This window comes from Thiomonas delicata (assembly GCF_900088825.1).
Lineage (GTDB): Bacteria > Pseudomonadota > Gammaproteobacteria > Burkholderiales > Burkholderiaceae_C > Thiomonas_A > Thiomonas_A delicata.
Map to the genome: position 1 here is coordinate 268,148 of NZ_LT592170.1, position 24,852 is coordinate 292,999.

At 68.2% G+C, this 24,852-nt stretch carries 22 protein-coding genes and 1 pseudogene; 12 read left to right on the top strand and 11 right to left on the bottom strand.

The window, feature by feature from the left end; translation table 11 throughout:
- Positions 1-182: 182 nt before the first annotated feature.
- Positions 183-470, bottom strand: coding sequence for a PsiF family protein (locus tag THIARS_RS01460; protein ID WP_094159158.1), 288 nt, complete (start codon positions 468-470; stop codon positions 183-185).
- A 363-nt stretch (positions 471-833) separates the two neighbouring features.
- Here THIARS_RS01460 and THIARS_RS01465 point away from each other — a divergent pair, with 363 nt between their 5' ends.
- From THIARS_RS01465 to THIARS_RS01495, 7 genes are all read left to right on the top strand, one after another.
- Positions 834-1,283, top strand: coding sequence for an OsmC family protein (locus THIARS_RS01465; protein ID WP_094159159.1), 450 nt, complete (start codon positions 834-836; stop codon positions 1,281-1,283).
- A gap of 50 nt (positions 1,284-1,333) precedes the next feature.
- A complete protein-coding gene (locus tag THIARS_RS01470) occupies positions 1,334-1,972 on the top strand; it encodes a class I SAM-dependent methyltransferase (protein ID WP_094159160.1) in 639 nt (212 codons plus the stop codon).
- A 206-nt stretch (positions 1,973-2,178) separates the two neighbouring features.
- A complete protein-coding gene (locus THIARS_RS01475) occupies positions 2,179-2,574 on the top strand; it encodes a DUF3579 domain-containing protein (RefSeq protein ID WP_094159161.1) in 396 nt (131 codons plus the stop codon).
- Positions 2,575-2,697: 123 nt separating this feature from the next.
- Entirely contained in the window at positions 2,698-3,819 is a 1,122-nt protein-coding gene (locus THIARS_RS01480) for a Re/Si-specific NAD(P)(+) transhydrogenase subunit alpha (protein WP_094158983.1), read from the top strand.
- 99 nt (positions 3,820-3,918) lie between these two features.
- Complete coding sequence (locus THIARS_RS01485; RefSeq protein WP_094158982.1) at positions 3,919-4,233, top strand: NAD(P) transhydrogenase subunit alpha part 2; 315 nt, start codon at positions 3,919-3,921, stop codon at positions 4,231-4,233.
- Positions 4,234-4,270: 37 nt separating this feature from the next.
- Positions 4,271-5,707: an NAD(P)(+) transhydrogenase (Re/Si-specific) subunit beta gene (locus tag THIARS_RS01490; protein WP_094158981.1), complete on the top strand. Its 1,437-nt coding sequence runs from the start codon at positions 4,271-4,273 to the stop codon at positions 5,705-5,707.
- A gap of 382 nt (positions 5,708-6,089) precedes the next feature.
- Positions 6,090-7,136, top strand: coding sequence for an NAD(P)-dependent alcohol dehydrogenase (locus THIARS_RS01495; protein ID WP_094159162.1), 1,047 nt, complete (start codon positions 6,090-6,092; stop codon positions 7,134-7,136).
- Between the two features lie 212 nt (positions 7,137-7,348).
- Here THIARS_RS01495 and THIARS_RS01500 read toward each other — a convergent pair whose 3' ends face one another.
- The 5 genes from THIARS_RS01500 to THIARS_RS01520 all read right to left on the bottom strand — a co-directional run bounded on the left by THIARS_RS01500 (position 7,349) and on the right by THIARS_RS01520 (position 12,015).
- Positions 7,349-7,828 (bottom strand): single-stranded DNA-binding protein, encoded by a 480-nt coding sequence (locus THIARS_RS01500; protein WP_094159163.1) that lies wholly within the window; start codon positions 7,826-7,828, stop codon positions 7,349-7,351.
- 165 nt (positions 7,829-7,993) lie between these two features.
- Positions 7,994-9,661, bottom strand: coding sequence for a mercury(II) reductase (gene merA, locus THIARS_RS01505; protein ID WP_094159164.1), 1,668 nt, complete (start codon positions 9,659-9,661; stop codon positions 7,994-7,996).
- Between the two features lie 248 nt (positions 9,662-9,909).
- On the bottom strand, positions 9,910-10,188 hold the full coding sequence (gene merP / locus THIARS_RS01510) for a mercury resistance system periplasmic binding protein MerP (RefSeq protein WP_094159165.1): 279 nt from the start codon (positions 10,186-10,188) through the stop codon (positions 9,910-9,912).
- 16 nt (positions 10,189-10,204) lie between these two features.
- Positions 10,205-10,570, bottom strand: a complete 366-nt coding sequence (merT, locus tag THIARS_RS01515) for a mercuric ion transporter MerT (protein ID WP_094159166.1) — start codon at positions 10,568-10,570, stop codon at positions 10,205-10,207.
- Between the two features lie 182 nt (positions 10,571-10,752).
- The gene (locus tag THIARS_RS01520) at positions 10,753-12,015 is read right to left on the bottom strand and encodes an MFS transporter (RefSeq protein WP_245845422.1); all 1,263 of its coding nucleotides are present in this window, start codon (positions 12,013-12,015) and stop codon (positions 10,753-10,755) included.
- Positions 12,016-12,364: 349 nt separating this feature from the next.
- Between THIARS_RS01520 and uvrA the strand changes: the two genes are divergently transcribed.
- Together uvrA and THIARS_RS01530 are read left to right on the top strand one after the other, a co-directional pair.
- The gene (gene uvrA, locus THIARS_RS01525) at positions 12,365-15,265 is read left to right on the top strand and encodes an excinuclease ABC subunit UvrA (protein ID WP_094159168.1); all 2,901 of its coding nucleotides are present in this window, start codon (positions 12,365-12,367) and stop codon (positions 15,263-15,265) included.
- Between the two features lie 73 nt (positions 15,266-15,338).
- Complete coding sequence (locus THIARS_RS01530; RefSeq protein ID WP_094159169.1) at positions 15,339-16,226, top strand: fructosamine kinase family protein; 888 nt, start codon at positions 15,339-15,341, stop codon at positions 16,224-16,226.
- A 37-nt stretch (positions 16,227-16,263) separates the two neighbouring features.
- Here the strand turns inward: THIARS_RS01530 and THIARS_RS01535 are convergent.
- A pseudogene (locus tag THIARS_RS01535) lies at positions 16,264-17,765 on the bottom strand (class I adenylate-forming enzyme family protein).
- A gap of 45 nt (positions 17,766-17,810) precedes the next feature.
- Positions 17,811-19,463: an acyl-CoA dehydrogenase family protein gene (locus THIARS_RS01540; RefSeq protein ID WP_094159170.1), complete on the bottom strand. Its 1,653-nt coding sequence runs from the start codon at positions 19,461-19,463 to the stop codon at positions 17,811-17,813.
- Between the two features lie 47 nt (positions 19,464-19,510).
- Here THIARS_RS01540 and THIARS_RS01545 point away from each other — a divergent pair, with 47 nt between their 5' ends.
- From THIARS_RS01545 to THIARS_RS01555, 3 genes are all read left to right on the top strand, one after another.
- The gene (locus tag THIARS_RS01545; protein WP_094159171.1) at positions 19,511-20,212 is read left to right on the top strand and encodes a TetR/AcrR family transcriptional regulator; all 702 of its coding nucleotides are present in this window, start codon (positions 19,511-19,513) and stop codon (positions 20,210-20,212) included.
- Between the two features lie 95 nt (positions 20,213-20,307).
- Positions 20,308-20,970, top strand: coding sequence for a dienelactone hydrolase family protein (locus THIARS_RS01550; RefSeq protein ID WP_094159172.1), 663 nt, complete (start codon positions 20,308-20,310; stop codon positions 20,968-20,970).
- Positions 20,971-20,980: 10 nt separating this feature from the next.
- Complete coding sequence (locus THIARS_RS01555) at positions 20,981-21,610, top strand: chorismate--pyruvate lyase family protein (protein WP_094159173.1); 630 nt, start codon at positions 20,981-20,983, stop codon at positions 21,608-21,610.
- 12 nt (positions 21,611-21,622) lie between these two features.
- Here THIARS_RS01555 and THIARS_RS01560 read toward each other — a convergent pair whose 3' ends face one another.
- The 3 genes from THIARS_RS01560 to THIARS_RS01570 all read right to left on the bottom strand — a co-directional run bounded on the left by THIARS_RS01560 (position 21,623) and on the right by THIARS_RS01570 (position 24,808).
- Positions 21,623-22,474, bottom strand: coding sequence for a DMT family transporter (locus THIARS_RS01560; RefSeq protein ID WP_094159174.1), 852 nt, complete (start codon positions 22,472-22,474; stop codon positions 21,623-21,625).
- 130 nt (positions 22,475-22,604) lie between these two features.
- Positions 22,605-23,306 carry an AraC family transcriptional regulator gene (locus THIARS_RS01565; protein ID WP_094159175.1) on the bottom strand — a complete coding sequence of 234 codons (702 nt, stop codon included), beginning with the start codon at positions 23,304-23,306 and terminating at the stop codon, positions 22,605-22,607.
- Entirely contained in the window at positions 23,303-24,808 is a 1,506-nt protein-coding gene (locus THIARS_RS01570; RefSeq protein WP_094159176.1) for an amidase, read from the bottom strand. The genes THIARS_RS01565 and THIARS_RS01570 overlap by 4 nt, the downstream gene beginning before the upstream one ends.
- Between the last annotated feature and the right edge of the window lie 44 nt (positions 24,809-24,852).

A 24,852-nucleotide genomic window follows, 5' to 3' on the forward strand; every position in this document is an offset into this window, starting at 1 on the left:
AGTCAAACCCAGCGGGCCAGTGTCTTTATTGCGGCCTACCCCCATGCCCCCCTGATTCGGGTGGGTCCCGGAGGCTCAAACAGAAACCGTGGATTTCTGCCCACGCCATGCGCAAGGGCCACGCGAAGCGTGGCCCGAGCCCGCCGAAGCGGGCCATTGAAATACTCCCGGATGGAGCGTGCTCAGCCTTGCATGCACTGCTGGATGAACTGCTGCCGCTGCTGCCCTTTCAGGCCTTGCTGCTTGGCCTGCGCGGCACATGTGGCTTCCTTGTTGCCCGAGACTGCGCCGCCACCGCCGCCGGGAGCCTGGCCTTGCATGGCCGCTGGTGGCGCTCCCAGGGGCTGCGAGTTACTACCCGGATCGGCCGCCCATGCGGAAGCGCCGCCGACTGCGGCGAGGATGCATGCTGCCAGAAGCGGGCGCAAAGCCTGGGACATCTGCTTTCGGCTCGAAGTCGTCGAAATCATGTGTTCACTCCTTGAAAAGGTTGGACATTGCGAAGCCGGCTGGCCTCACGACCTCCCTTTTGCAAGGGGTGTGCCTGGACGAATTTGATTCAAGCGAATCAATAGCTTATAGCGCACTCAACCTTGTGCCGCGCGCGATTGCCGAGACTTGTGCGCCGCAAACTGTCCTCGTCTGGCGACGCTTCAGTCGGCACGGCGCCAAATCCTTGATCTTGGGCAAGAATTTTGTCGCCGCGGGACTACGCCGCCGACACATTCCGATCGGCGCGCATCCCCGTCCCGCCGCACCAAGGTTCTGCGCAGGCGCAAATCACGAAGCGGCGGCTTTGCGTAAGCTGTGACCATCTTTTTGTGGAGAACGTCATGTCCGAGGAAAATCCGCCCAGCGTCGTCCTGCGCCAGAAACAGGCCTACCAATTCGACATCGAATTCGCATCCGTCGCCCCGCATGTGCTGTCCGACGAGCCGCCGCCACTGGGCCAGGGCGCCGGGCCCTCGCCTGCCCACCTGTTGCTCGCTGCGGTGGGCAATTGCATGAGTTCCAGCCTGTATTTCGCTCTCACCAAGTTCAAGAACGACCCGCAGGGCATCACCACCACCGCGCTCGCGCACATCGGACGCAACGAAGCCGGGCGCCTGCGCGTGCTGCGCATCGAGCTGGACATCCGCATCGGCGCGCCCGCGGCGAGCATGAACCATCTCGACCGCATCATCGGCCAGTTCGAGGAGTTCTGCACCGTGGGCCAGAGCGTGCGCGCCGGCATTCCGATCGAGGTCTCGGTCTACGACGGCGAAGGGAAAAAGCTTCAATAATGCGCGTTCTCGACCGCAAACCTTCCCCTAACGCCTCGACAGCCCTCGCGATGAGCACACCCGACCCCCATGCAGGCTTCACGGACGCGCGCACCACCTGGGACGCCCGCTTCTCCCAGCCCGGCCTCCTGTTCGGCGACCAGCCCAACGCCTTTTTGCGCCGCGAAGCGCACCGCATCCCCGCACACAGCCGCGTGCTCAGCGTGGCCGACGGCGAAGGCCGCAACGCCATCTACCTCGCCGATCAGGGGCACACGGTCACCGCGTTCGACCTCTCGCCCGTCGCCGTCGACAAGGCTCGGCGCTGGGCCGCCGAACGCGGCGCGCGCGTCGATTTCCAGGTGGCCGGTGTCGACGATTGGGCCTGGACGACCGGCGCCTACGATGCCGTGGCTGCCATCTTCGTCCAATTCGCCGACCCGGCGATGCGTGCGCGCATGTTCGCCGGCATGTGGCAGACCCTTGCCCCCGGCGGCCTGCTGCTGCTCCACGGCTACACCCCCAAACAGCTCGACTACCGCACCGGCGGGCCGGGCAAGCTGGAGCACCTGTACACCGAGGCGCTGGTGCGTGAACTGCTGCCCCAGGCCGAATGGCTCCTGATGCGTGAATACGAGGACGATCTCGCAGAGGGCAACGGCCACGCGGGACGCTCGGCCCTGCTCGACGCCGTGGCGCGTAAACGCTGACGAGACCCGCCAATCAGCCGAAAGATTTCATTCGATGTTTCGGCGGAAATCGCGAACACCATCGCATGAATCGGCAAATAGTCCGTTGTTCAAGACTACAACCGCCCTTGGTTCGTCGGATTGTTCAAAAACTTACGAATTAGGGTTTGCCATGATGCGCCGCAACACGGCAAAATTGATGCATCGCAATATTCAAGATTCTTGCCATGCTCGATTCGGTGCTGGTTCAGCGCATCCTGAAACCCGGTGAAATTCTGATTCTCGGCCGCACCCACGAAGGCCGCTTGTTCCGTCCCAGCGATTGGGCCGAGCGTCTGGCCGGTGTCATGGCCCAGTTCCGGCCCGCCGCCCACGCGCATCAGGAAGAGCACCTTTGTTACTCGCCCTATTGCATGCCGACCCTGGTTGACGGCGTCCGTTCGATTGTGCTCAGCCGCGCCTTGGCCGACATCGAGCCCATGGCATATGCCTTCGTGCTGAATTTCGCACGCGACAACAACCTCGAAACAGCCGAGGCCTGCATTCTGGACATCGCGTCACAGCCAGAAGCGCCAAGCCTCGATCTGGAGATCATCAAGGCCTCCGGTTTGCGCGCGGCCTAGAGCCCCGCGCTCCATCATCGATCTCCGCGCGCTCATCCGTGCGGGTGCAATAACGAACACCAGCGTGCCGCTGCGATCACGCGATCGGCGGTCAAGTCACTTATTTGTTGAGGAGAAGGATTCATGCGCATCGGCGTTCCGGCTGAGAGTGTGGCGGGGGAGGCCAGGGTGGCCGCCACTCCCGAGACCGTCAAGAAGCTCGTGGCCCAGGGGCATGTGGTGGTGGTGCAGGCCGGGGCGGGCGTGGCCGCTGGCGCGGTGGACGCCGACTACGAGGCCGTAGGGGCCCAAATGGTCACGGCGGCCGAGGCATTGGGGGCCGAACTCGTGCTCAAGGTGCGTCGCCCGCAAGACGCCGAGCTGGCGCAGATGCAGCGCGGCGCCACCGTGGTGGGCATGCTCGAACCCTTCAACGCCGAAGGCCTGCAAGCCCTGGCCCAGGCCGGCCTGACGGCCTTCGCGCTCGAAGCCGCCCCTCGCACCACGCGGGCACAGAGCCTGGACGTGTTGTCCAGCCAGGCCAATATCGCCGGCTACAAAGCCGTGCTGCTGGCTGCCAACCTCTACCCCCGCTTCATGCCCATGCTCATGACCGCCGCCGGCACCGTCAAAGCCGCCCGACTGGTGATTCTGGGCGCCGGCGTGGCCGGGCTGCAGGCCATCGCCACCGCCAAGCGCCTGGGCGCGGTGGTGGAAGCTTCCGACGTGCGCCCCGCCGCCAAGGAGCAGGTCGAGTCCCTCGGCGCGAAGTTCATCGACGTGCCCTTCGAGACCGACGAAGAACGCGAGATCGCCCAAGGCGTGGGCGGCTACGCCCGGCCCATGCCCAAGGCCTGGCTGGATCGCCAGGCCGCCCTGGTGGCCGAGCGCGTCAAGCAGGCCAACATCGTCATCACCACGGCGCTCATCCCCGGGCGGCGTGCCCCCGTGCTGGTGAGCGAGGCCATGGTCCAGGGCATGCGCCCCGGATCGGTCATCGTCGACATGGCTGCTGCGCAAGGCGGCAATTGCCCGCTGACCGAAGCCGACAAGACCGTGGTCAGGCATGGCGTCACCATCGTCGGCGAGACCAACCTGCCCGCCATGGTTGCAGCCGACGCCTCCTCGCTGTACGCACGCAATGTGCTGGACTTCCTCAAGCTCGTGCTCGACAAGGACAAGGGCCTGATCGTCAACATGGACGACGACATCGTCGCCGCCTGCCTGATGACCCGGGACGGCGAGGTCAAGCGCAAGGCGGCCTGATCCCATGGCCGCACCTGCCCCGTTTGGCGCGGCGCAAGGCCGGCGCATTGCCGCCGCGCGCCGCGCCGCTCCCAGCATTGCCTTCACGAAGGACTGAACATGCACGAAATTTCTCCTTTCATCATCAACCTCACCATCTTCGTGCTGGCCATCTATGTCGGCTATCACGTCGTGTGGACCGTCACCCCCGCGCTGCACACCCCGCTGATGTCGGTGACCAACGCCATCTCCGCCATCATCATCGTCGGCGCCATGCTCGCCGCCGCGCTCACCGTCACGCCGCTGGGCAAGGTCATGGGCATGCTGGCCGTGGCCATGGCCGGGGTGAACATCTTCGGCGGCTTCCTCGTCACCCGCCGCATGCTGGAGATGTTCAAGAAAAAAGAACGTCCCGTCGCCAAGAAGGCCGAATGACCATGAACCACGCCAAGATCGCACGCAAGGATTTGCCATGACCCTCAGCATGAACCTGGTCACCCTGCTTTACCTCGTCGCCTCGGTGTTCTTCATCCAGGCCCTCAAGGGTCTGTCGCACCCGGCCACGAGCCGGCGCGGCAACGTCTTCGGCATGACCGGCATGGCCATCGCCGCGCTCACCACCGTCGCCCTCATCGTCAAGATCGGCGGTGACGCCGGCGCCGCCGGCCTGGGCTATGTGCTCGCCGCGCTGGTCGTGGGAGGCGCCATCGGCGCCACCATGGCCAAGCGCGTGGAGATGACCAAGATGCCCGAACTGGTGGCCTTCATGCACAGCATGATCGGCCTGTCGGCGGTGTGCATCGCCGTTGCCGAAGTGGCCGAGCCCCATGCCTTCGGCATCGTCGCCGCGATGGGCGATCCGCTGCCCTACGGCAACCGCGTCGAGCTGTTCATCGGCGCCATCGTCGGCGCCATCACCTTCAGCGGCTCGGTCATCGCCTTCGGCAAGCTCTCCGGCAAGTACAAGTTCCGCCTGTTCCAGGGCGCGCCGGTGCGCTTTGCCGCGCAGCACTGGATCAATCTGGCCATCGCGCTGACCACCGTCGGCTTCGGCCTGGCGTTCTGGGCCACGGCGAACTGGACGCCCTTCCTGGTCATGCTGGCGCTGGCCTTCGTGCTGGGCGTGCTCATCATCATCCCCATCGGCGGCGCCGACATGCCGGTGGTGGTGTCCATGCTCAACAGCTACTCGGGCTGGGCCGCCGCCGGCATCGGCTTCTCGCTGGAAAACAGCATGCTCATCATCGCCGGCTCGCTGGTGGGATCCTCCGGGGCGATCCTGAGCTACATCATGTGCAAGGCGATGAACCGCTCGTTCTTCAACGTCATCCTCGGCGGCTTCGGCGGCGAGGCCGCCGTGGCCGCCACGGGCGGGGCGCAGCGCACGGTCAAGTCCGGCAGCCCGGACGACGTGGCCTTCCTGCTGGGCAACGCCGAAACGGTGATCATCGTGCCGGGCTACGGCCTGGCCGTGGCCCGCGCGCAGCATGCGCTGAAGGAGTTGGCGCAAAAACTCGGCGAGCGCGGCGTGAACGTGAAGTACGCCATCCACCCGGTGGCCGGCCGCATGCCCGGGCATATGAACGTGCTGCTGGCCGAGGCCGAGGTGCCCTACGACCAGGTGTTCGAGATGGACGACATCAACCCCGAGTTCGCGCAGGCCGACGTGGCCGTGGTGCTGGGCGCCAACGACGTGGTCAACCCGGCGGCGAAGAACGATCCCAAGTCGCCGATTGCCGGCATGCCCATTCTCGAGGCCTACAAGGCCAAGACCGTGATCGTGAACAAGCGATCCATGGCCACGGGCTATGCGGGTTTGGATAATGACTTGTTTTATCTCGACAAAACCATGATGGTCTTCGGCGACGCCAAGAAGATCATCGAAGACATTACCAAAGCCATCGAATAGTGTCAGTGTCGGCAGGCAGAAGCCCCGCGCTGCGGCGCCGAACAACGGCGCCGGATTCAAGACGCATCGGTGCCGAGTCTGCACGACCGAGATGCTTTGGCACCATCCAAGGCATGGCTTTAGACCATCGGTGCAACGGGCTGACGATGCGCCGACCATAATTCGCAGATAGACATTCCCACGACATCAGCGATCGCTTCAACGCCTGCATTCCAGCGCTGAAGCGGTTCGCCAGCTGCCTGTGTACGGTTCGGGCGCGACGCCCTCAAACCGCCTGTCATTCCCAGCGGAACATTGGAAGATGCCATGCGCGGCCTCGCCAGGCTTTCTCATGGCATGCCCTTTGTGCTGGGCCCTCAGCCAACGACGGAGCATTTCCACCATGATGAAGAGCAAAGCCTACGCAGCACTCAGCGCGACAAGCCAGTTGGTCCCCTACGAAATCGAGCGCCGCGAGCCCGGTCCTGACGACGTGCAGATCGAGATTCTTTATTGCGGCGTCTGCCACTCGGATTTGCACACCGCGCGCAACGAGTGGAAGAACACGCTCTACCCTTCCGTGCCCGGCCATGAGATCGTCGGCCGCGTCGTTTCCGTCGGGAATCAGGTTCATGGTTTTAAAGTGGGCGATCTGGCTGGCGTCGGCTGCATGGTCGATAGTTGCGGCCATTGCCACCCCTGTCAGGAAGGCGAGGAGCAATATTGCGAACATGGCTTCACCGGCACCTATAACGGCCCTGTCTTCGGCGGCGAGAACACATACGGCGGTTACTCGAAAACCATTGTCGTCAAGCAGTCCTTTGTTCTGCACATCAAGCACGACGAAAGGGATTTGGCGAGTGTGGCGCCGTTGCTTTGCGCGGGAATCACAACGTACTCGCCGCTGCGGCATTGGAAGGTCGGGCCTGGCAAGAAGGTCGGGATCGTCGGCCTCGGCGGCCTGGGCCATATGGGCGTCAAAATCGCGCACGCCATGGGCGCTCACGTGGTGCTGTTTACGACCTCACCCGGAAAAATCGGGGACGGCAAGCGGCTGGGCGCGGACGAAGTCTGCATTTCAACCGACCCCGAGCAAATGGCCGTGCACGCCAACGGGCTCGACTTCATTCTGAATACCGTTGCCGCACCCCACAATCTGGACGCCTACCTGCAACTCCTCAAGCTCGATGGCACCATGGCCCTGGTTGGTGCACCCTCGGAACCGCACCCGTCGCCGGAAGTTTTCAACCTCATTTTCAAGCGCCGCCAGTTGGCCGGATCGCTCATCGGCGGCATTCGCGAAACACAAGAAATGCTCGACTTCTGCGCCGAGCACAACATTGTTTCGGACATCGAAACCATCCCAATGGACTACATCAACACGGCCTATGAGCGCATGCTTAAAAGCGATGTGAAATATCGCTTCGTAATCGATATGGCCAAACTTTAAGGCGCCGCTGAAAGGCGCCGCCACGTGGGTGGGGTTCGAAGCTGAATCCCGCTCACGCCTCCGGGACCAGCGCCGCATCGATGCGAGACCGCATCGAAATCGGGACAGGGGGCCCTCCATGATCGGTGGCAGGAAAAGTGTTGGTAAACGAAAACGGCCCACTCTCCTAAGAGATGTGGGCCGCTACCAACAAGAAAGCCGGTTGGTAGTAATTAGAAAGGAATGTCGTCGTCCATGTCGTCGAAATTGCCTGCCGGCTTGGCTGCGGGCGCCGAGCCTCGGCTCGCCGCGGGACGGGACGGAGCGCTTTCGCGGCTGCGCGTGTAACCCTCGTCGTCGCCGCCGCCGCCACCACCGCCCTCACGACCGCCGAGCAACTGCATTTCGGTGGCGACGATGTCGGTGGTGTAGCGTTCCACGCCGTCCTTGTCGGTGTATTTGCCGTACTTCAGGCGTCCCTCGACATAAACCGGGCGGCCTTTCTTGAGGTACTCGCCGGCAATCTCCGCGAGGCGGTCGTAGAACACCACGCGGTGCCAGTCGGTCTCTTCTTTCTTCTCGCCGGACTTGTCCTTCCACTGCCGCGTGGTGGCGATGGACACGTTGCAGACCGCGGCGCCGGAAGGCGCATAGCGCACCTCGGGGTCGCGGCCGAGATTGCCGATGAGTATCACTTTGTTGACGGAAGCCATATCGAATCCTGAGCGTAGGTGTGGCCCGCGCGGCGGGCGTTCCCGGCGGCCCGTGCGGCCGCTCTGCGGGCTGGGTCGGAAGGATAGCGCCAATCGAGGCGCTGGGGCACAAAGAGGAGCGGCTGAAACCCTACCCTGCTCCACGCCGCAAGAGCTAGGGCCTGTTCACCCCGCGCAGCACGACAGTTGCGTCACATCCTTGGTGAAGGTCTGGGCGGTCAGCTTCAGGCCCTCCACCATGGTCAGGTAGGGAAACAACTGATCGGCCAGTTCCTGCACCGTCATGCGGTTGCGGATCGCCAATGCCGCGGTCTGGATGAGTTCGCCGGCCTCGGCGGCCACCGCCTGCACGCCGAGCAGGCGTCCGGAGCCGGCATCAGCGACCAGCTTGATGAAGCCGCGCGTGTCGAAGTTGGCCAGCGCCCTGGGCACGTTCTCCAGGCTCAGCGTGCGGCTGGCGGTCTCGATGTTTTGGCGCCGCGCCTCGGCCTCGGTCAGGCCCACCGTGGCCACCTGCGGGTCGGTGAACACCACGGCCGGCATGGCCGAGAGGTCGAGTGTCGCATCGCCTCCGGTCATGTTGATGGCCGCACGCGTGCCCCCGGCTGCGGCCACATAGACGAACTGGGGTTGATCGGTACAGTCCCCGGCGGCATAGATGTGGGGCACGTTGGTGCGCAGATGGTCGTCCACCGCAATGGCGCCGCGCGCGTCGCACTCCACCCCGGCGGCCTGCAGATTGAGCGCCGCCGTGTTGGGCGCGCGGCCCGTCGCCACCAGCAGGCGCTCGGCCCGAATCTCGCCACGGTTCGTGGTCAGCGCGAAGCTGCCGCCGGCATGAGCCACCGCGCTGGCCTGGGTGTGGGTCAGCACGGTGATGCCCTCCTCGCGGAACGCGGCGGCAACGGCTTCGCCGATGGCCGGATCTTCCTGCGAGAACAGCGTGTGGCGCGCCAGGACGGTGACCTGGCTGCCCAGGCGGGCGAAGGCCTGGGCCAGTTCCAGCGCCACGACGGAAGAGCCGATGACCGCCAGGCGCGGCGGAATCGTGTCGCTTTCCAGCGCCTCGGTCGAAGTCCAGTATGGCGTGTCCTTCAAGCCCGCAATGGGTGGGATGGACGGGCTGGCGCCGGTGGCGATCAGGCAGCGGTCGAATCCGAGCCTGCGCTCGCTGCCGTCGTGCAGCGTCACGACCAGCGTCCGGGCGTCTTTGAAGCTGGCCCTGCCGTGCAGGGTGGTGATGGCCGGCTGGCTTTCGAGAATGCTTTCGTACTTGGCGTGGCGCAGTTCGTCGACACGCGCTTGCTGCTGCGCGAGCAGCTTGTCGCGCAGGATGGCCGGGGCCGCGGGCTCGATGCCGGCGTCGAACGGACTGTGGCGGCGCAGATGGGCGATGTGCGCGGCACGGATCATGATCTTGGACGGCACGCAGCCGACGTTGACGCAGGTGCCGCCGATCACGCCGCGCTCGATCAGCGTGACCTGGGCGCCGCTGCCGGCCGCCTTGATGGCCGCCGCCATGGCCGCCCCGCCGCTGCCGATGACGGCGATGCGCAGGCCGTTGCCATCGCCATGCCGGGCGGGACCGGTGGTGTCGCCGGGCTGGCCGCTCGAGCTCTCGGGCGAGCGGGTCGCCTGTTTCGCCGAGTAGCCGGCCTTGGCCACGGCCGCAGCCATCGCGTCAAACGAGACGCCGGCATCGGCGACGACCTGGGCCGTGCCCTGCGGATACGAGACCTGCGCGGACTTCACGCCGGGCAGCCGTTCCAGGACGTCCTTGACGTGGATGGCGCAGCTGTTGCAGGTCATGCCGCTGATGCTCAGGGTTTGCATGTGCTTGTCGTTGGGATGGATGGATTCGGAGGAAGCCGACCAAGGCCCGGATCACCCCGGCCGGCACGAGCGCGAGGCCAAGCTTCGGATACACGATGTCCCTGATGTGGCTGTGGCGCGCTCGGCGCCCGGCCGCTCACGCCGCGTGCCGGGCGATGCCGCCGGCGATGCGCGAACCGGGTTGGCGATCCCCGCGCCCCGCCGCGGCGGCATGGCCCGGGCGCCGGTCGAACCGTCGCGCCATCGACTTACTGCGCCACCGTCGAGGGATAGCCCGCATCGGTGGTGGCCTTGATCAGAGCCTTGACATTGGTCCTGGCATCGTCGAACGTGACCACGGCGTCTTTCTTGGCCTCGTCCACGCTCACTTTTTCCACGCCAGGCACGGCGGTGAGGGCCTTGTGCACGGTGATGGGGCAGACCCCGCAGGTCATGCCAGGCACGGCGAGCGTCACCGTCTGCTCGGCAGCCCAGGCGGGGGCGCTGAAAACGCAGACGGCGGCGAGGGCGGTCAGGAGCTTGTTCATCGGGATTCCTTTCAATTCAATAGAACAGGGGGGCGACGTAGGGGAAAGCCAGGGCAACGACGATCAGGGCTGCGACGATCCAGAACAGCAGCCTGTACGTGGCGCTGACCTGGGGAATAGCGCAGACCTCGCCGGGCGTGCATGCCGCCGGAGCCCTGAACAGGCGGCGGTAGGCGAAGAACAGGGCGACGAGGGCAGCGCCGATGAAGATCGGCCGGTACGGTTCGAGCAGGGTCAGATTGCTGATCCACGCACCGCTGATGCCCAGCGACAGCAGGATCAGCGGGCCCAGGCAACAGGTCGAGGCCAGGATAGCCGCGAGCCCACCGGCGAACAGAGCGCCGCGCCCGGTGGGCGGGTTGGATGGACTGGGTTGCGACATGCCGAAACTCCATGGGGTTGACGATGGCGGCACTGTAGAGCCGTACCAAAGTCCGGAGTCAAGCCGTGCCGCGCAATGGTTGACAACGCCTTGTGGACTTGCCCCGCCCCGACGCCTCGAGGACGCGCGGGTCGCCACGAGCAGGCCGCGCACCCGCAGGCCCGCGGGAAAAAACGCGGGGTTCAGCCCGGCTGCGCCTGGGGCTGCTGCTCCTGCACGGCCGCCTTCGCCCGCTTGGCCGGCGGCTTGATGGTCATGGCCACCGCCAGCCACAGCGCGGCCAGCGCGGCGGCGGCAAGGAACACGGCTTCCTTGCTGAAGTGCTGGGCCAGCAGGCCGCCTACCGCGCCGCCGGCGAACAGGCCGAGCGACTGCCCGGTGTTGTAGATGCCCATGGCCAGGCCCTTGCGGCTGGGCGGCGCCGTGCGCGACACCAGGGACGGCAGCAAAGCTTCCATCACGTTGAAGGCCATGAAGAAGAAAAACAAAGCGGCGATCAAGGCCACCGGGCTCTTGTAGCCGGCCGCGAAGCCGAACATGGTGAGCACCAGCAAGGCCACCGAGGACACGAAGACCACCTTCATGTATCCGTGCTTCTCGGCCCAGATGATGCCGGGGATCGACAGCATGAAGGACACCACGGTCACCGGCAGATACACCATCCAATGGTGCATCAGCGGGATGCCGGCGTACTGCACCAGGGCCACGGGCACGACGACGAACATGCTGACCTGCAGGAAGTTGACCACGAAGATGGAGAAGTCGAGCTTGAGCAGGGCTGGCGTGAACACGGCCTTGGCCCAGTGGCCCTCGAGTTCTTCCGCGTGCTTGACCATGGGCACGTTGGGCACCACCCAGATGATGACCGCAATGGCGACCAGCGCCGACAGGCCGGTGAGGATGAACATGCCGGGAACGGAAATGGCGTGATACACCGGCGGGCCCAACACCAGCGAGGCGATGAAACTGAAGCCGATGGTCATCCCGACCAGGGCCATGGCCTTGGTGCGGTGCTCTTCGCGCGTGGCGTCGGCGATCATGGCCGAGATCGCCGCCGAAATGGCCCCGGCGCCCTGGATGGCGCGGCCGAGGATGATGAGGTAGAGGTTGTCGGACGAGCCGGCGCAAAAGCTGCCGGCGGCGAAGATCAGCAGGCCGAGCACCATCACCGGCTTGCGGCCGAAGCGGTCGCTGGCCATGCCGAAAGGAATTTGCATCAGGGCCTGGGTCAGCCCGTAGATGCCCATGGCCAGGCCCACCAGGGTCTTGTCGTGGCCGAGCGGCAGATGTTCGGCATAGATGGCGAACACCGGCAGGATGAAGAACAGGCCGAGCATGCGCAGGCCGTAGATGGACGCCAGGGTCGTGCTGGCACGGCGCTCGGCCGGGGTCATGCCGGATGGCTGGGGCAATGGTGCGGCACGGTTCGATGCGGTGGCGGACATGGGTCGACGAGGTGATCTGTGTGCTGAAACGAAACCGGTTCGGTCCGGTTGGAGGCGGCGGATGGGAACTGGAATCCACCGGTTCACATCCCGGAAAGGACGGCGGCTCGGCGGCCTGCCCCGGGAAGACACTGCATTTTCGCCCATTCTTCTCAGGAAGGAGGTCCGCGGCAGGTGAAAATTCCCCCGCTTTACAGTCGGTTGCACGATGCCCGCCCTCTGGGCGGGCCAACCCCGCGCCACGTCGAAAACAGCCCCCCCGGTGCGCACAGTCCTTGCTTGGCATTCCTGTGCGGCGCGCGGAAAGCCTCCGCGCGCCTATAGTTGCGTGTTGTCCAGCATCGCCGCCATGAACGCTCAAGACCGCCTCGCCCTGATCGACACCGCCTCCGACGACGCCACCGTCGCGCCGCCGGCCGCGAGCATCCGCGTGCGTGGCGCGCGCACCCACAACCTGAAGAACATCTCGCTCGACATCCCGCGCAACAGCCTGGTGGTGGTGACCGGGCTGTCGGGTTCCGGCAAGTCGTCCCTGGCCTTCGACACACTGTATGCCGAGGGCCAGCGGCGCTACGTGGAAAGCCTGTCGGCTTACGCGCGGCAGTTTCTGCAGCGCATGGAAAAGCCGGACGTGGACGTGATCGAGGGCCTGGCGCCGGCCATCTCCATCGAGCAGAAGTCGGCCAGCCACAACCCGCGCTCCACCGTGGGCACGGTGACCGAGATCTACGACTATGTGCGCCTGCTGTGGGCGCGCGTCGGCGTGCCGCACTGCCCCAACCACCCCACGCAGGCGCTGCAGGCGCAGACCGTCTCGCAAATGGTCGACGCCCTGCTGGCGCGGCCGCCGGGGCAGAAGCTGGCGCTGCTGGCCTCGGTGGTGGACGGGCGCAAGGGCGGGCATGCCGAGCTTCTGGCCGCGCTGCGCGCGCAGGGCTACGTGCGCTTCCGGGTGGACGGGCGGATCGTCGAAGCCGAGAACCTGCCGGCGCTGGACGACGGCGCCCGGCACAGCCTGGAGGTGGTGGTCGATCGCGTCAAGACCGGCGGCGACATCCGCCAGCGCCTGGCCGAGAGCCTGGAAGCCGCGCTGCGCCTGAGCGACGGCCGCGCCGTGGCGCTCGACCTGGACACGGGCGAGGAGCAGGGCTTCAACAGCCGCTTCGCCTGCCCCATCTGCGGCACCGCGCTGCCCGACCTGGAGCCGCGCCTGTTCTCCTTCAACAACCCGGCCGGCGCCTGCCCCGGCTGCGACGGCCTGGGCCAGGTCGAGTTGTTCGACCCCGCGCTGGTCGTGGCGCATCCGGAGCTGAGCCTGGGCAGCGGCGCCATACGCGGCTGGGACCGGCGCAACCGCTTCTACTTCGAGCAGCTGCAGGCGCTGGCCGCGCATGACGGCTTCGACCTCGACACGCCGTTCGAACAACTGCCCGAGGCCGCGCAGCAGCGCCTGCTGCACGGCACGGGCAACGACAAGATCACCTTCACCAGCCTCGACCCCAAGGGCAAGACCGTCACCCGCCAGCACCCCTTCGAGGGTGTGCTGCCCAACCTGGAGCGGCGCTGGCGCGAGACCGACACCATCGCCGTGCGCGAAGAGTTGTCGCGCCTGCGCAGCGTGCACACCTGCCCGGACTGCGGCGGCAGCCGGCTCAAGCGCGAGGCGCGCCTGGTGACGGTGGGCGAGCTGACCCTGCCGGAACTCGGCCACATGACCCTGCGCCAGGCCCAGGCCTGGTTCGACGCGCTGCAACTCGAGGGCGCGCGCGCCGAAATCGCCGCGCGCATCGTGCGCGAGATCGCCACCCGGCTGCGCTTCCTCAACGACGTGGGCCTGAGCTATCTGACGCTGGAGCGCAGCGCCGACACGCTGTCGGGCGGCGAGGCGCAGCGCATCCGCCTGGCGTCGCAGATCGGCTCCGGCCTCACCGGGGTGATGTACGTGCTGGACGAACCGTCCATCGGCCTGCACCAGCGCGACAACGACAGGCTCATCGCCATGCTCAAGCGCCTGCGCGACCTCGGCAACAGCGTGATCGTGGTCGAGCACGACGAGGACATGATCCGCGCCGCCGACCATGTCGTGGACATGGGCCCTGGCGCCGGCGTGCATGGCGGCGAGGTGGTGTCGCAGGGCACGCCGGCGCAGATCACGGCGGACCCGGGCTCGCTCACCGGCGCCTACCTCAGCGGACGCAAGCGCATCGCCCCCGGCGGCAGCCGCCGCAGCCCCGGCGAGCAGTGGCTGGAGCTGACCGGCGCGCGCGGCAACAACCTGCAGGACGTCACCGCGCGCATTCCGCTCGGGCTGTTCACCTGCATCACGGGCGTGTCCGGTTCGGGCAAATCCACGCTGGTGAACGACACGCTGTATGCCGCCGCGGCCGCCGCGCTCAACGGCGCGCACACCGAGCCCGCGCCCTTCGACGCGCTGCACGGGCTCGACAAACTGGACAAGGTGATCGCGGTCGACCAGTCGCCGCTGGGCCGCACGCCGCGCAGCAACCCGGCGACCTACACCGGCCTGTTCACGCCGCTGCGCGAGCTGTTCGCGCAAACCAATCTGTCGCGCGAGCGCGGCTACGACGCCGGGCGCTTCTCCTTCAACGTCAAGGGCGGGCGCTGCGAGGCCTGCCAGGGCGACGGCCTGGTGAAAGTGGAAATGCACTTCCTGCCCGATCTGTACGTGCCGTGCGACGTGTGCCACGGCCGGCGCTACAACCGCGAGACCCTGGACGTGGTGTGGCACGGCCTGAACATCGCCCAGGTGCTGGACCTCACGGTGGACCAGGCGCTGGAGCATTTCAGCGCGGTGCCGGCCATCGCCCGCAAGCTGCAGACCCTGCAGGAAGTCGGGCTCGGCTACATCCGCCTCGGCCAGAGCGCGACCACGCTCTCCGGCGGCGAGGCCCAGCGCGTCAAGCTCGCGCTCGAACTCTCGCGCCGCGACACCGGCCGCACCCTGTACATCCTCGACGAGCCCACCACCGGCCTGCACTTCGCCGACATCGACCTGCTGCTCAAGGTGCTGCTGCGCCTGCGCGACGCCGGCAACACCATCGTCGTCATCGAACACAACCTGGACGTGATCGCCAGCAGCGACTGGGTCGTCGACCTCGGCCCCGAAGGCGGCTCCGGCGGCGGGCGCCTGGTGGCGGCGGGTCCGCCGGCGCAACTCGCGGCCGAACCGGCCTCGCTCACCGGCCACTACCTGGCCCGTCTGCTGCGCCAGCAAGCCGCGGCGGCATGAGCGCACTCCGCACCGCTGTTCCGCAGAAGTGTGCAACCCTCGCGGAGGGCTGCGCGCGGCGCCGGGAGTCGCCATGAGCCCGGCACTGCCCGGGGCGCTGAGCGCCGCGCTGGGCGGCGGCTGGACCGTGCGGCCCTTGCACGCGAGCGGTTTCTGCGACACCTGGCGGGCCGATGGCGCCGACGGTGCACGGCTGTTCGTCAAGACCGCGCCGGGCGCACGCGCCCCGATGCTGCGGGCCGAAGCCCAGGGGCTCGCGGCCATCGCCGCCACGCGCACCGTCCGCACTCCCGAGGTGCTGGCCCTGGCCGATCTTCCCGGCGGCGGCGGGCTGCTGGCCATGCGCTGGCTCGACCTCGCCCCGCCCGACGCCGGCTTCGGCGCGCGCCTCGGCGCCGCGCTCGGCGCGTTGCACGCCCGGCCCCAGCCGCGCTACGGCTGGGAGGCCGACAATTTCATCGGCGCCACGCCGCAGGCCAACGGCTGGACCGGCGGCAACGCGCTGGACGACTGGCTCGGCTTCTGGCGCGAGCGCCGCCTGCGCCCGATGCGCCAGGGCCTCGCCCGGCAAGGGGCCGCCGAGTCCCTGCTCGGCGCGGTCGACGCGGTGTGCGACGCCCTCCCCGCGTTCTTCGCCGACGGCGACATCCCGCGCCCCAGCCTGATCCACGGCGACCTGTGGAGCGGCAACTGGGGCATGCTGGCCGACGGCACCCCGGTCATCTACGACCCCGCCGTGAGCTGCGCAGACCACGAAGCCGAACTGGCGATGATGGAGCTGTTCGGCAGCCCGCCGGCGGGGTTCTGGCCGGCCTATGGCGCGCGCCTTCGGCTTCGCCCCGGCTACGCGCGCCGGCGGCCGCTGTACCAGCTCTACCACCTGCTCAACCACGCCCTGCTGTTCGGCGGCGCCTATGCGCAGCAGGCGCTGGCCTGCGCGCGCGGCGCGCTCGCCGGGTGAGCCCCCCGCGCTGCGCGCGACCCCGTTGGGCGGGACGCTACTGCCGCAACAGGAACTTCTGCAGCTTTCCGGTCGGGGTGCGGGGCAGGCTGGGCTTGAATTCGTAAAGACGCGGGATCTTGTAGCGCGCGATCCGGCTGGACAGATACGCGGCGCAAGTTCGTCACCGGTCACGACGCAACCGGGACGCGGCACGACATGCGCGACGACGGTTTCGCCCCATTCCGGATGCGCGCGGCCGACGACCGCCACGTCGGCGACGTCGGGGTGCGCCCCGATCGCGTCTTCGACCTCCTTGGAATAGACGTTCTCGCCGCCGGTGACGATCATGTCCTTGGTGCGGTCGACGATGAACAGATAGCCGTCGTCGTCGATGCGCGCGAGGTCGGCGGTGCGATACCAGCCGCCCGCGGCGAACGCGGCCCGGGTCGCAGCCTCGTCGTGCAGATAGCCGAGCATGACGCTTTCCGTGCGCAGCCAGATTTCGCCGACCTCACCCTTGTGCGCATCGGTGCCGTCGTCGCGCACGACGCGCATATCGACCCCCGCAAGCGCATGGCGCCCGATCGACCCGGCCTTGGCGGCCTGCTCCTCGGGATAGAGCGTGGTCCCGAGCGGGCCGGTCTCGGTCATGCCGTAGACCTGATAAAAACGGTCGCTCTTGTACGCGGCGGCGAGCTTCACGGCCGCGTCGGCGCCGATCGGACCGCCGCCGTAGACCCAGGCGCGCACGCTGGAGAGGTCGTAACGGTCGAAGTCGGGCACTTTCTGCAAGGGCAGCAAGTACGACACGGGCGCGCCGAAATACAGCGTGACGCGCTCGTCCTGCACCGTCTGCAGGAACTGCTGCGGGTGGTATTCGCGCAGGAAAACGACCGTGCCGCCGACGTACAGCGTTCCCCCGAACCAGTTGTTCAACGGCGAGGAATGCCACAGCGGCATCGCGATCAGCGTGCGCTCGCCGCGCGTCATCGACAACGCCAGCGCCGCGGTGATCGCGGCAAACGCCACGCTGCGATGGGTCAGCAGACAGCCTTTCGGCCGCCCCGTCGTTCCCGAGGTGTAGAGCACCTCGGCCACCGCGTTTTCCACCGGCGCCTCGCCCGCGATGTCCCGCGCCGCCGCCACCAGCGCATCGAAGTCGCCGGCGCCGTCCACGCTGCCGCCGGTGCTCAGGCGAAGCGCCGCCGCGTCGACCCGCGACAGCACCTCGGCGAGCGAGGCGTCGAACACGACGACCCTGGCTGCGCTGTGCCCGAGGATGTAGCCCACCTCGGGCGCCTGCAGCTTGTGGTTCACCGGCACGACCGCGGCGCCCAGGCGCCAGGCGCCGAGCAGCGCGTCGACGAATCCCGGTGCGTTCAGGCCCATGATCGCGACCTTGTCGCCAGCACGGACTCCGCAGTCGTGCAGCACCGCGGCCGCGCGCCGCGACCGCGACTGCATCCGGGCATAGCTGATCGACTCGCCCTCGCTGCGCAGAAAAGCCTGGTCCGGCGTCTTGCGCGCGGCGGCGTCGAACGCTGAAAGCAGATCCATGTCCCCTCCTCGTTTTGGATGGTGATGTGGCGCCGTTGCGTGGCGTCAGGCCGGATAGGCTCGTTGCAGCAAGGCCGGCATGTCGATGGCGCGGGTGTCCAGGCCGCCCACGACATGTCCCCAGCGCCGGTCGGCGAAGCGCGTCGCGATGAAGGCGTCGGCGACGGCTTGCGCGGCATTGCGCCGCAACAGGCAGGCTTGCGCGAGCAGGACCAGGCGCTGCGCGAGCACGCGACCGTCCGATTCGCCGATCCGGCCGGGCGCGGAAAGCCACAGCATCAGGTCCTTGGCCTCGGTGGCGAGCGCCGGGTCGCCGGCGGCGCCCTGCGCCAGGTCCGCGAGCAGTGCCGCGGCGGAATCGGGCTCGCGCGACAGCGCGCGCATCACGTCCAGGCACATCACGTTGCCCGAGCCTTCCCAGATCGAGTTCACCGGCGCTTCGCGGTAGAGGCGCCCCATCACGCCCTCTTCGACATAGCCGTTGCCGCCGAACACCTCCATCGCCTCGCCGGTCAGTTCGACCGCGCGCTTGCACACCCAGAATTTCGCCGCCGGCGTCATGATGCGCTTCCACGCGCGCTGCACCGGATCGTCCTCGCGTTCGTAGGCCTCGGCCAGGCGCATCGCCAGCGCCAGCGCGGCCTCGCTTTCGAGGGTCATGTCGGCCAGCACGGCCTGCATCAAGGGCTGCTCGGCCAGGCGCTTGCCGAAGGCGCTGCGCTGGCGCGCATAGACCACCCCCTGCACCAGCGCCTGGCGCATGATCGCTGCGCTGCCGATGACGCAGGTCAAGCGCGTGATCGTGGCCATTTCGATGATCGTGCGGATTCCATGTCCTTCCTCGCCCATCAGGATGCCCCAGGCATCGTCGAACTCCACTTCGCCGCTCGAATTGCTGCGGTTGCCGACCTTGTCCTTGAGCCGCTGGAGAAGCACGGCATTTCTGCTGCCGTCGGGACGCCAGCGCGGAACATAGAAGCAGGCATGGCCGCCGTCCTGCGTGCTGGCGACGACCAGATGCGCATCGCACATCGGCGCCGAGAAAAACCACTTGTGACCGCGCAGCAGGTATTCGCCGCCGCGTCCGCCGGCGCCGACCGCAACCGCCGCGGTGGTGTTGGCGCGCACATCCGAACCGCCCTGCTTTTCGGTCATCCCCATCCCGACCCAGGCCGAAGGCTTGTGCTCCAGCGGCATGTCGCGCGCGTCGTAGCGGCTGCTGTAGAGCTTGTCTTCGAGCCGCGCCCAGAGCTGCGGCTCCTTTTGCAGCAGAGGTATGGCGGCGGTCGTCATGCTGATCGGGCAAAGCGTCCCCTGCTCGATCTGGCCGTGCAGGTAAAAACCCGCCGCCCACGCGCTCCAGCGTCCCGCGCGCGTTTCGCGAAATGGCGTCGAAATCAGCCCCTGCTCGCGATAGGCGCGGCTGAGCGCATGCCAGCTCGGATGGAACTGCACCTGGTCGATGCGCCTGCCGCGCGCATCGAAGGCCTTGAGTTCGGGCGTATAGCGGTTGGCGTCTTGCGCCAGCGCATAGGTCTCGGCGCGCCCCAGCCAGTCCGCGTAGGCTTCGAGTTGTGGCGAGGCCCACTGCGCGCCGGCGCGCTCCAGCGCCTCGCGCAACGCCGGGTCGGTCGCCAGCAGGTTGTAATCTGCCAGTTCGGCGAACTGGTTGAAAACTTCGTGTGTCGCGGTACGCATGATGCCTTCCTCTCGGTTCGATGAATCGTCAATCAAGTCTAGGAAACATGGCCGCACGAGGTGTTCGGATTGCGGAGGCCGGCGCATCGGCCGCCAAACAGGTGCCCGCCGCGATGCGCAGGCGCCCGCGCCAGTCGCGCGCGCAAGCCAGCTCACAGGCGCTGCAGGACGCCTTTGTTCGGGTTTTGATCGAACGCGGCTATGCGCGCACGACCATCCGCGAAGTCGTCGCGGTCGCAGGAGTCGGGGTTGGCACGTTCTACGAATACTTCGGCAATATGCACGCGCTCGCGGCGCTGTGCATCCATCAGCGCGTCAAGACACTGGAATCGTGCGGCCACGCGGTGATCGCGCAAAACGCCGGCGCGCCGCGGGACGTGCGCGTCAACGCATTGCTCGATCAGCAGGTCGGGGACGTGCTGATCGACGCGCCGGCTTGGGCCGCGCTGTTCCAGCTCGAGCGCCAAATCTCGAGCCCGCAAGCGTTTCGCCAGCAATACCTCCGACATGTCGGGCTGTGGCACGAGGCGCTGCGCTGTCCCGGTCTGGCGCAACCGCCGCTGCTGGCCGCGCGCATGGTCCACGCCATGGTCTACGGCTGGGTCTCGCAGTGTCTATTGACCCTGGGACCCGGCGTCGATGCCGCATCGCTGCGCCAGGAACTCGGTCGCGCGGTGCTGGCCTATGTCGCGCAACTCGGCCTGGGGCAGGGCGATGCCGGCGTTTCACACGATTCTGGCCAGGCATGACCGCAAGTGACATCTGCACACATCCAGCGTCGTGACGAGAATGTGCGGTTGCACATGCGCATCGTGCGGCATGGCGATTTCAACCGGAGAACCCCATGGGCAAGACCCTCGCACTCAAAACCGCGGACGGCCAGCAACTGAGCGCCTACCTCGCCGAACCCACCGGCCCGTCCAAAGGCGGCATCGTCGTGATGCAGGAGATTTTCGGCGTCAATCCGCATATCCGCAGCGTGGCCGACCGCTACGCCGCGGCCGGCTACACCGCGATCGCGCCGGCGGTGTTCGACCCCGTCGAGAAGAACGTCGAGCTGGGCTACGACCAGGCCGGCATGCAAAAGGGCCTGGAACTGGTCGGCAAGCTCGGCTTCGATTCGGCCGTCGCCGGCGTGGACGCGGCGGCCAAGGCCATCGCATCCGCAGGCAAGGTCGGCATCGTCGGCTATTGCTGGGGCGGCAGCGTGGCTTACCTGTCGGCCATCCGCCTGGGCCTCCCCGCGGTGAGCTACTACGGCGGGCGCAACGCGCAGCTGGTGGGCGAGAAGGCCAAGGCCCCGCTGCTGTTCCACTACGGCCTGAAGGACGCGCACATCAGCGAGGCCGACCGTGAAGCGGTGCGCCGCGCCAACCCCGACGCCGAGTTCTACGTCTACGACGCCGACCACGGTTTCAACTGCGACGCCCGCGCCAGCTTCGACGCCCCCAGCGCCAAGCTGGCCATGGAGCGCAGCCTGGCCTTCTTCGCCAAGCACCTGGGCTGAACCCGACCGCATGCCAGGACCGCCGGACGTCAGCGCCTTGCGCCAATCGCCTGCAAATCCGCCACGCCCCGGCGCCTGGCTGCCGCTGCGCCCGGCCGCCGGGCGCAGCGGCTTGGCGGGCTGGCTGGCCGAACGCGGCTCGCTCACCGCGCGCCTTCGCGCCCATTGCGGGCAGTTCGTGCTGCTGCGCCTCGGCCAGCGCCCAGCGACGCCGCATCGCGACGAGACCCCGCTGCTTGGCTTGCCGCAGGGCCGCAAGGCCTGGGTCCGCGAGGTGCTGCTGCTGGCCGACGGCGTCCCCGTCGTTTACGCCCACAGCGTGGCGCGCACCGAGGTTCTGCGCGGTGCCTGGCGCCTGCTCGCGCGCATCGGCGGCAAGCCGGTGGGAGACGCCGTGTTCGCGCGCCCCCTCACCCGGCGCGGCGCCATCGAAGTCCGGCACCTCAAGCCGGGCCACCCGCTGCAGCGCGCCGCCTGCGCTGCGGCTGGCCTGCCGCCGGACACCCGGCTCTGGGCGCGCCGCTCGGCCTTCGTCCACGCCGGCCAGGCGCTGTGGGTGAGCGAGGTTTTCCTGCCCGGCGCGGCGGTCTTGCGGCCCCGCGGCCGGCCCCGCCGCAGACGGATGTCGAAGCAGCGCTGAGCACGGCGCGGTTCAGTTCCCGGTCCGCACTGCGGCTAGCGCCGAGCCGACGATGAGCACCGCGGCCAGGGCCAGAGGCCAGGTCAAGTGCCGGCCGCTGGCCCACACCAGCAGCGCGGTCGAGGCCAGCGGCGTGATGTAGGCCAGCACCCCGATCTGCCGCGCATCGCCCAGCTTGAGCGCGCGGTCCCAGAGATAGAACGCCGCGCCCAGGGGCCCCAGCCCGAGCAGGACGATGCGAAACCATGCGGCCGGCGCAAGGCTGAAGGTCGGCTCCAGGAGCGCATGGCACAGCAGTGCGAGCAAACCCGAAACCAGCGCGAACAGGCCGATGGCCGCCGTCGGAAAGCCGCGCCCCTGCTGCGCCAGACGCCGGCAACCGAGTGAGAACGTGGCCCAGACCAGCGCGGACCCGAGCGCGGGCACATAGCCCCAGGCGAAGCCGCCGCGAAGTCCGCGCCCGCCCAGAATGGCCAGCACGGCGCCGGCAAAGCCGACGACGGCCGCAGCGGCGTGCACCGGCCGCAGCCTCACGCCGGGCAACAGCCAGGGTGCCAGCACGACGATGAACAAGGGCCAGAGGTAGTTCACCAGATTGGCCTGCACCGGCGGAGCGTGGCGCAAGGCGATGAACAGCAGGAAGTGAAAGCCGAACAGACCGTACACCCCCAGCGACAAAATCGCCGGGCGCACCCGCCACTGGCGCGCGTAGGGCCATGCCGGCACGCTGCCGATGACGAGCGCAAGCCCGGTGAGCAGGAAGGGCGGCACTTGCCCCAGCTTGACGCCCAGCGTGGCCAGGCTGGACCACATGGCGATGGCCCCGAGGGCATGGAGATTGGCGGCGGCCTGGCGCGAGATCATCCACGCAATGTAGAGGCGCAGGGACGACGGAATTTGCGCGCTTGAACGGCCAACTGTCGCGATCGGACGGTCGGGCGCGGGTCCGGGCGCGGAACTGGACCCAAGGCCCCGCGCCGCGTGAGCCAACGCTTTATTGCGCGCGACGCGTGGCGGCGATGAGGGCCGACGCGCTGGCGTAGCCGCAGGCCAGCGCGGCACGCTCGGCGGACCAGCCTTGGCGGCGCAGTTCCTGCGCCTTGAGCACGCGGCGCTGGCGCAGCCAGCCCGCCGCGGGCAAACCCTGCTCCTCGATGCAGCGCACGGTGAACTGGGTCGGGCTCAGGTGCACACGCGCGGCGAGATCCGCCACCCGCAGAGGCAGATCCAGCCTGGCGTCGACCCAGCCCTGCAAGGCCGCCCAATCGATGGCGCGGCGCACGCGCGGCGGCGCCATCGACGCCTGGCCGGCGTCGTCCAGACAGGTCTGGAGCAAAGGCCGCGCGCTCTGCAGCAGCGCCTCGGCGCGCGGCGTGCCGGCGGCCTGCTCCAGCCAGCGCAGCAAGCCGCCGAGAGGCCTGGCGTCGAGCAGCCGCGCTTGCAGCTTGGACGCGATGGCGGCGCGGGTATCCAGCACCAGGCAAACGCTGCCTCGCGCGGCGGCGTAGCCATGCCAGGCCTGTGCCGGGATCACACAAGCCGTGCCGGGCGCCAGGTCCAGCGCGCGGCGGTCGATGCGCAGCGACAGAACACCGCGGCAGGCCCACAGCACCTGCACGTGGTCGTGCGCATGGCCTGCGGCCTGCGCCCCGTAGCGGCGCAGGCTGAGCCGGCCGTCCGATGGCGCGGCGCTCATCGCACCGCCCCGGGTTCGGCCGGCAGCTTCGGCCGGCGCTGCGCCCAGGGCTGCGCGACTTCGAGTTGCGCGGCCAGGCGGATGAGCAGGTCCTCGCGGCCCCAGGCGGCGACGAACTGGACCCCCACCGGCATGCCGTCGCGGCCCCAGTGCAGGGGCACGGACATCGCCGGACAGCCGGTGAGATTGGCGAGCTGGGTGAACGGCGTGCGCTCGAGATTACGCCGCGCGAGATCCTCGACCACGCCGAGCCTGCGCAGCACCCCCCCCACGCCCAGGCCGAGAATGGCGCGCAGCGCGGCCTGCTGCCAGCGCGGGGTGTCGAGCTCGCCGATGCCCGCGGCCGGCTGCGCGGTGGTGGGGGTGAGGAACAAGTCGAATCGGTTGTGGAATGCCGCCAGCGTCCGGGAAAAATCATTCCAGCGCGTGCGCAGCCGGACGTATTCGCCGGCGCGCAGGCTGTCGCCGATCGCCGCGAGCGCGCGCGTGTCGAGCTCGAAATCGGACGGACGCGCGCCGAAGTCGCGAATGCAGGCGCGCACTTCGGCCGCGACGTGGCCAAAGTAGATGGCCAGATAGCTTTGCGCCAGCGCCAGGCCGTCGATGGCTGGCGCGGCGGGCTCGACATGGTGCCCCAGCGATTCCAGCAGCCGCGCCGCGCCGTCGACCGCCGCGCGCATCTCGGCGTGCACCGGCGAGCCCAGCGGCGAATCGGTGGCAAACCCGATGCGCAAGCGCCCCGGCGGGGCGCCCACCTCCTCGGCATAGGGCCGCGCAGGCGGGGCCGCGACGAACGGATCGCCGGGTTCGGCGCCGGCGATCACATCGAGCAGGGCGGCGCTGTCGCGCACGCTGCGCGACAGCGCGTGCGTGACGCTGGCACCGTCCCAGACCTCGCCGTCTCCCGGGGCGTGGCTGACGCGGCCGCGCGAGGGTTTGAGTCCGAACAAGCCGCAATACGCGGCGGGAATGCGGATCGAGCCCCCGCCGTCGGATGCGCCAGCGACCGGCACGATGCCGGCCGCCACCGCCGCCGCCGCGCCGCCGGATGAACCGCCCGGCGTGCGCGCCAGGTTCCAGGGGTTGCGCGTGGCGCCGAACAGCGCCGGTTCGGTCACGCCCTTGAGCGCGAATTCGGGCAGATTGGTCTTGCCCAGCACGAGCAACCCCGCATCCATCCAGCGCCGCACCACACCGCTGGTGGCCGCGGCCAGCACGCCGCGGCGCGCGCGCGAACCCCAGGTGGACGGCAGGCCGGCGACATCCTGGCCCAGATCCTTGAGCAGGAAGGGCACACCGGAAAACGGCCCGGCCGCGTCTCGCGTGAGCTGGGCGCGCGCCTGCTCGCGCCCATCCATCACCACGGCATGGACATGGGGGTTCACCGCATCCAGACGCGCCAGCGCGGCGTCGAGCACCTCGGCGCGGCTGACCTCGCCGCGCGCGATGAGGGCGGCGAGGTCCGTGGCGTCAAGTTCCGGATATTCGGTGAATGGCGGCATACGCGGGATCGGTCCAGGCGAGCCTAGCAGAGCCTTGGGCCGGC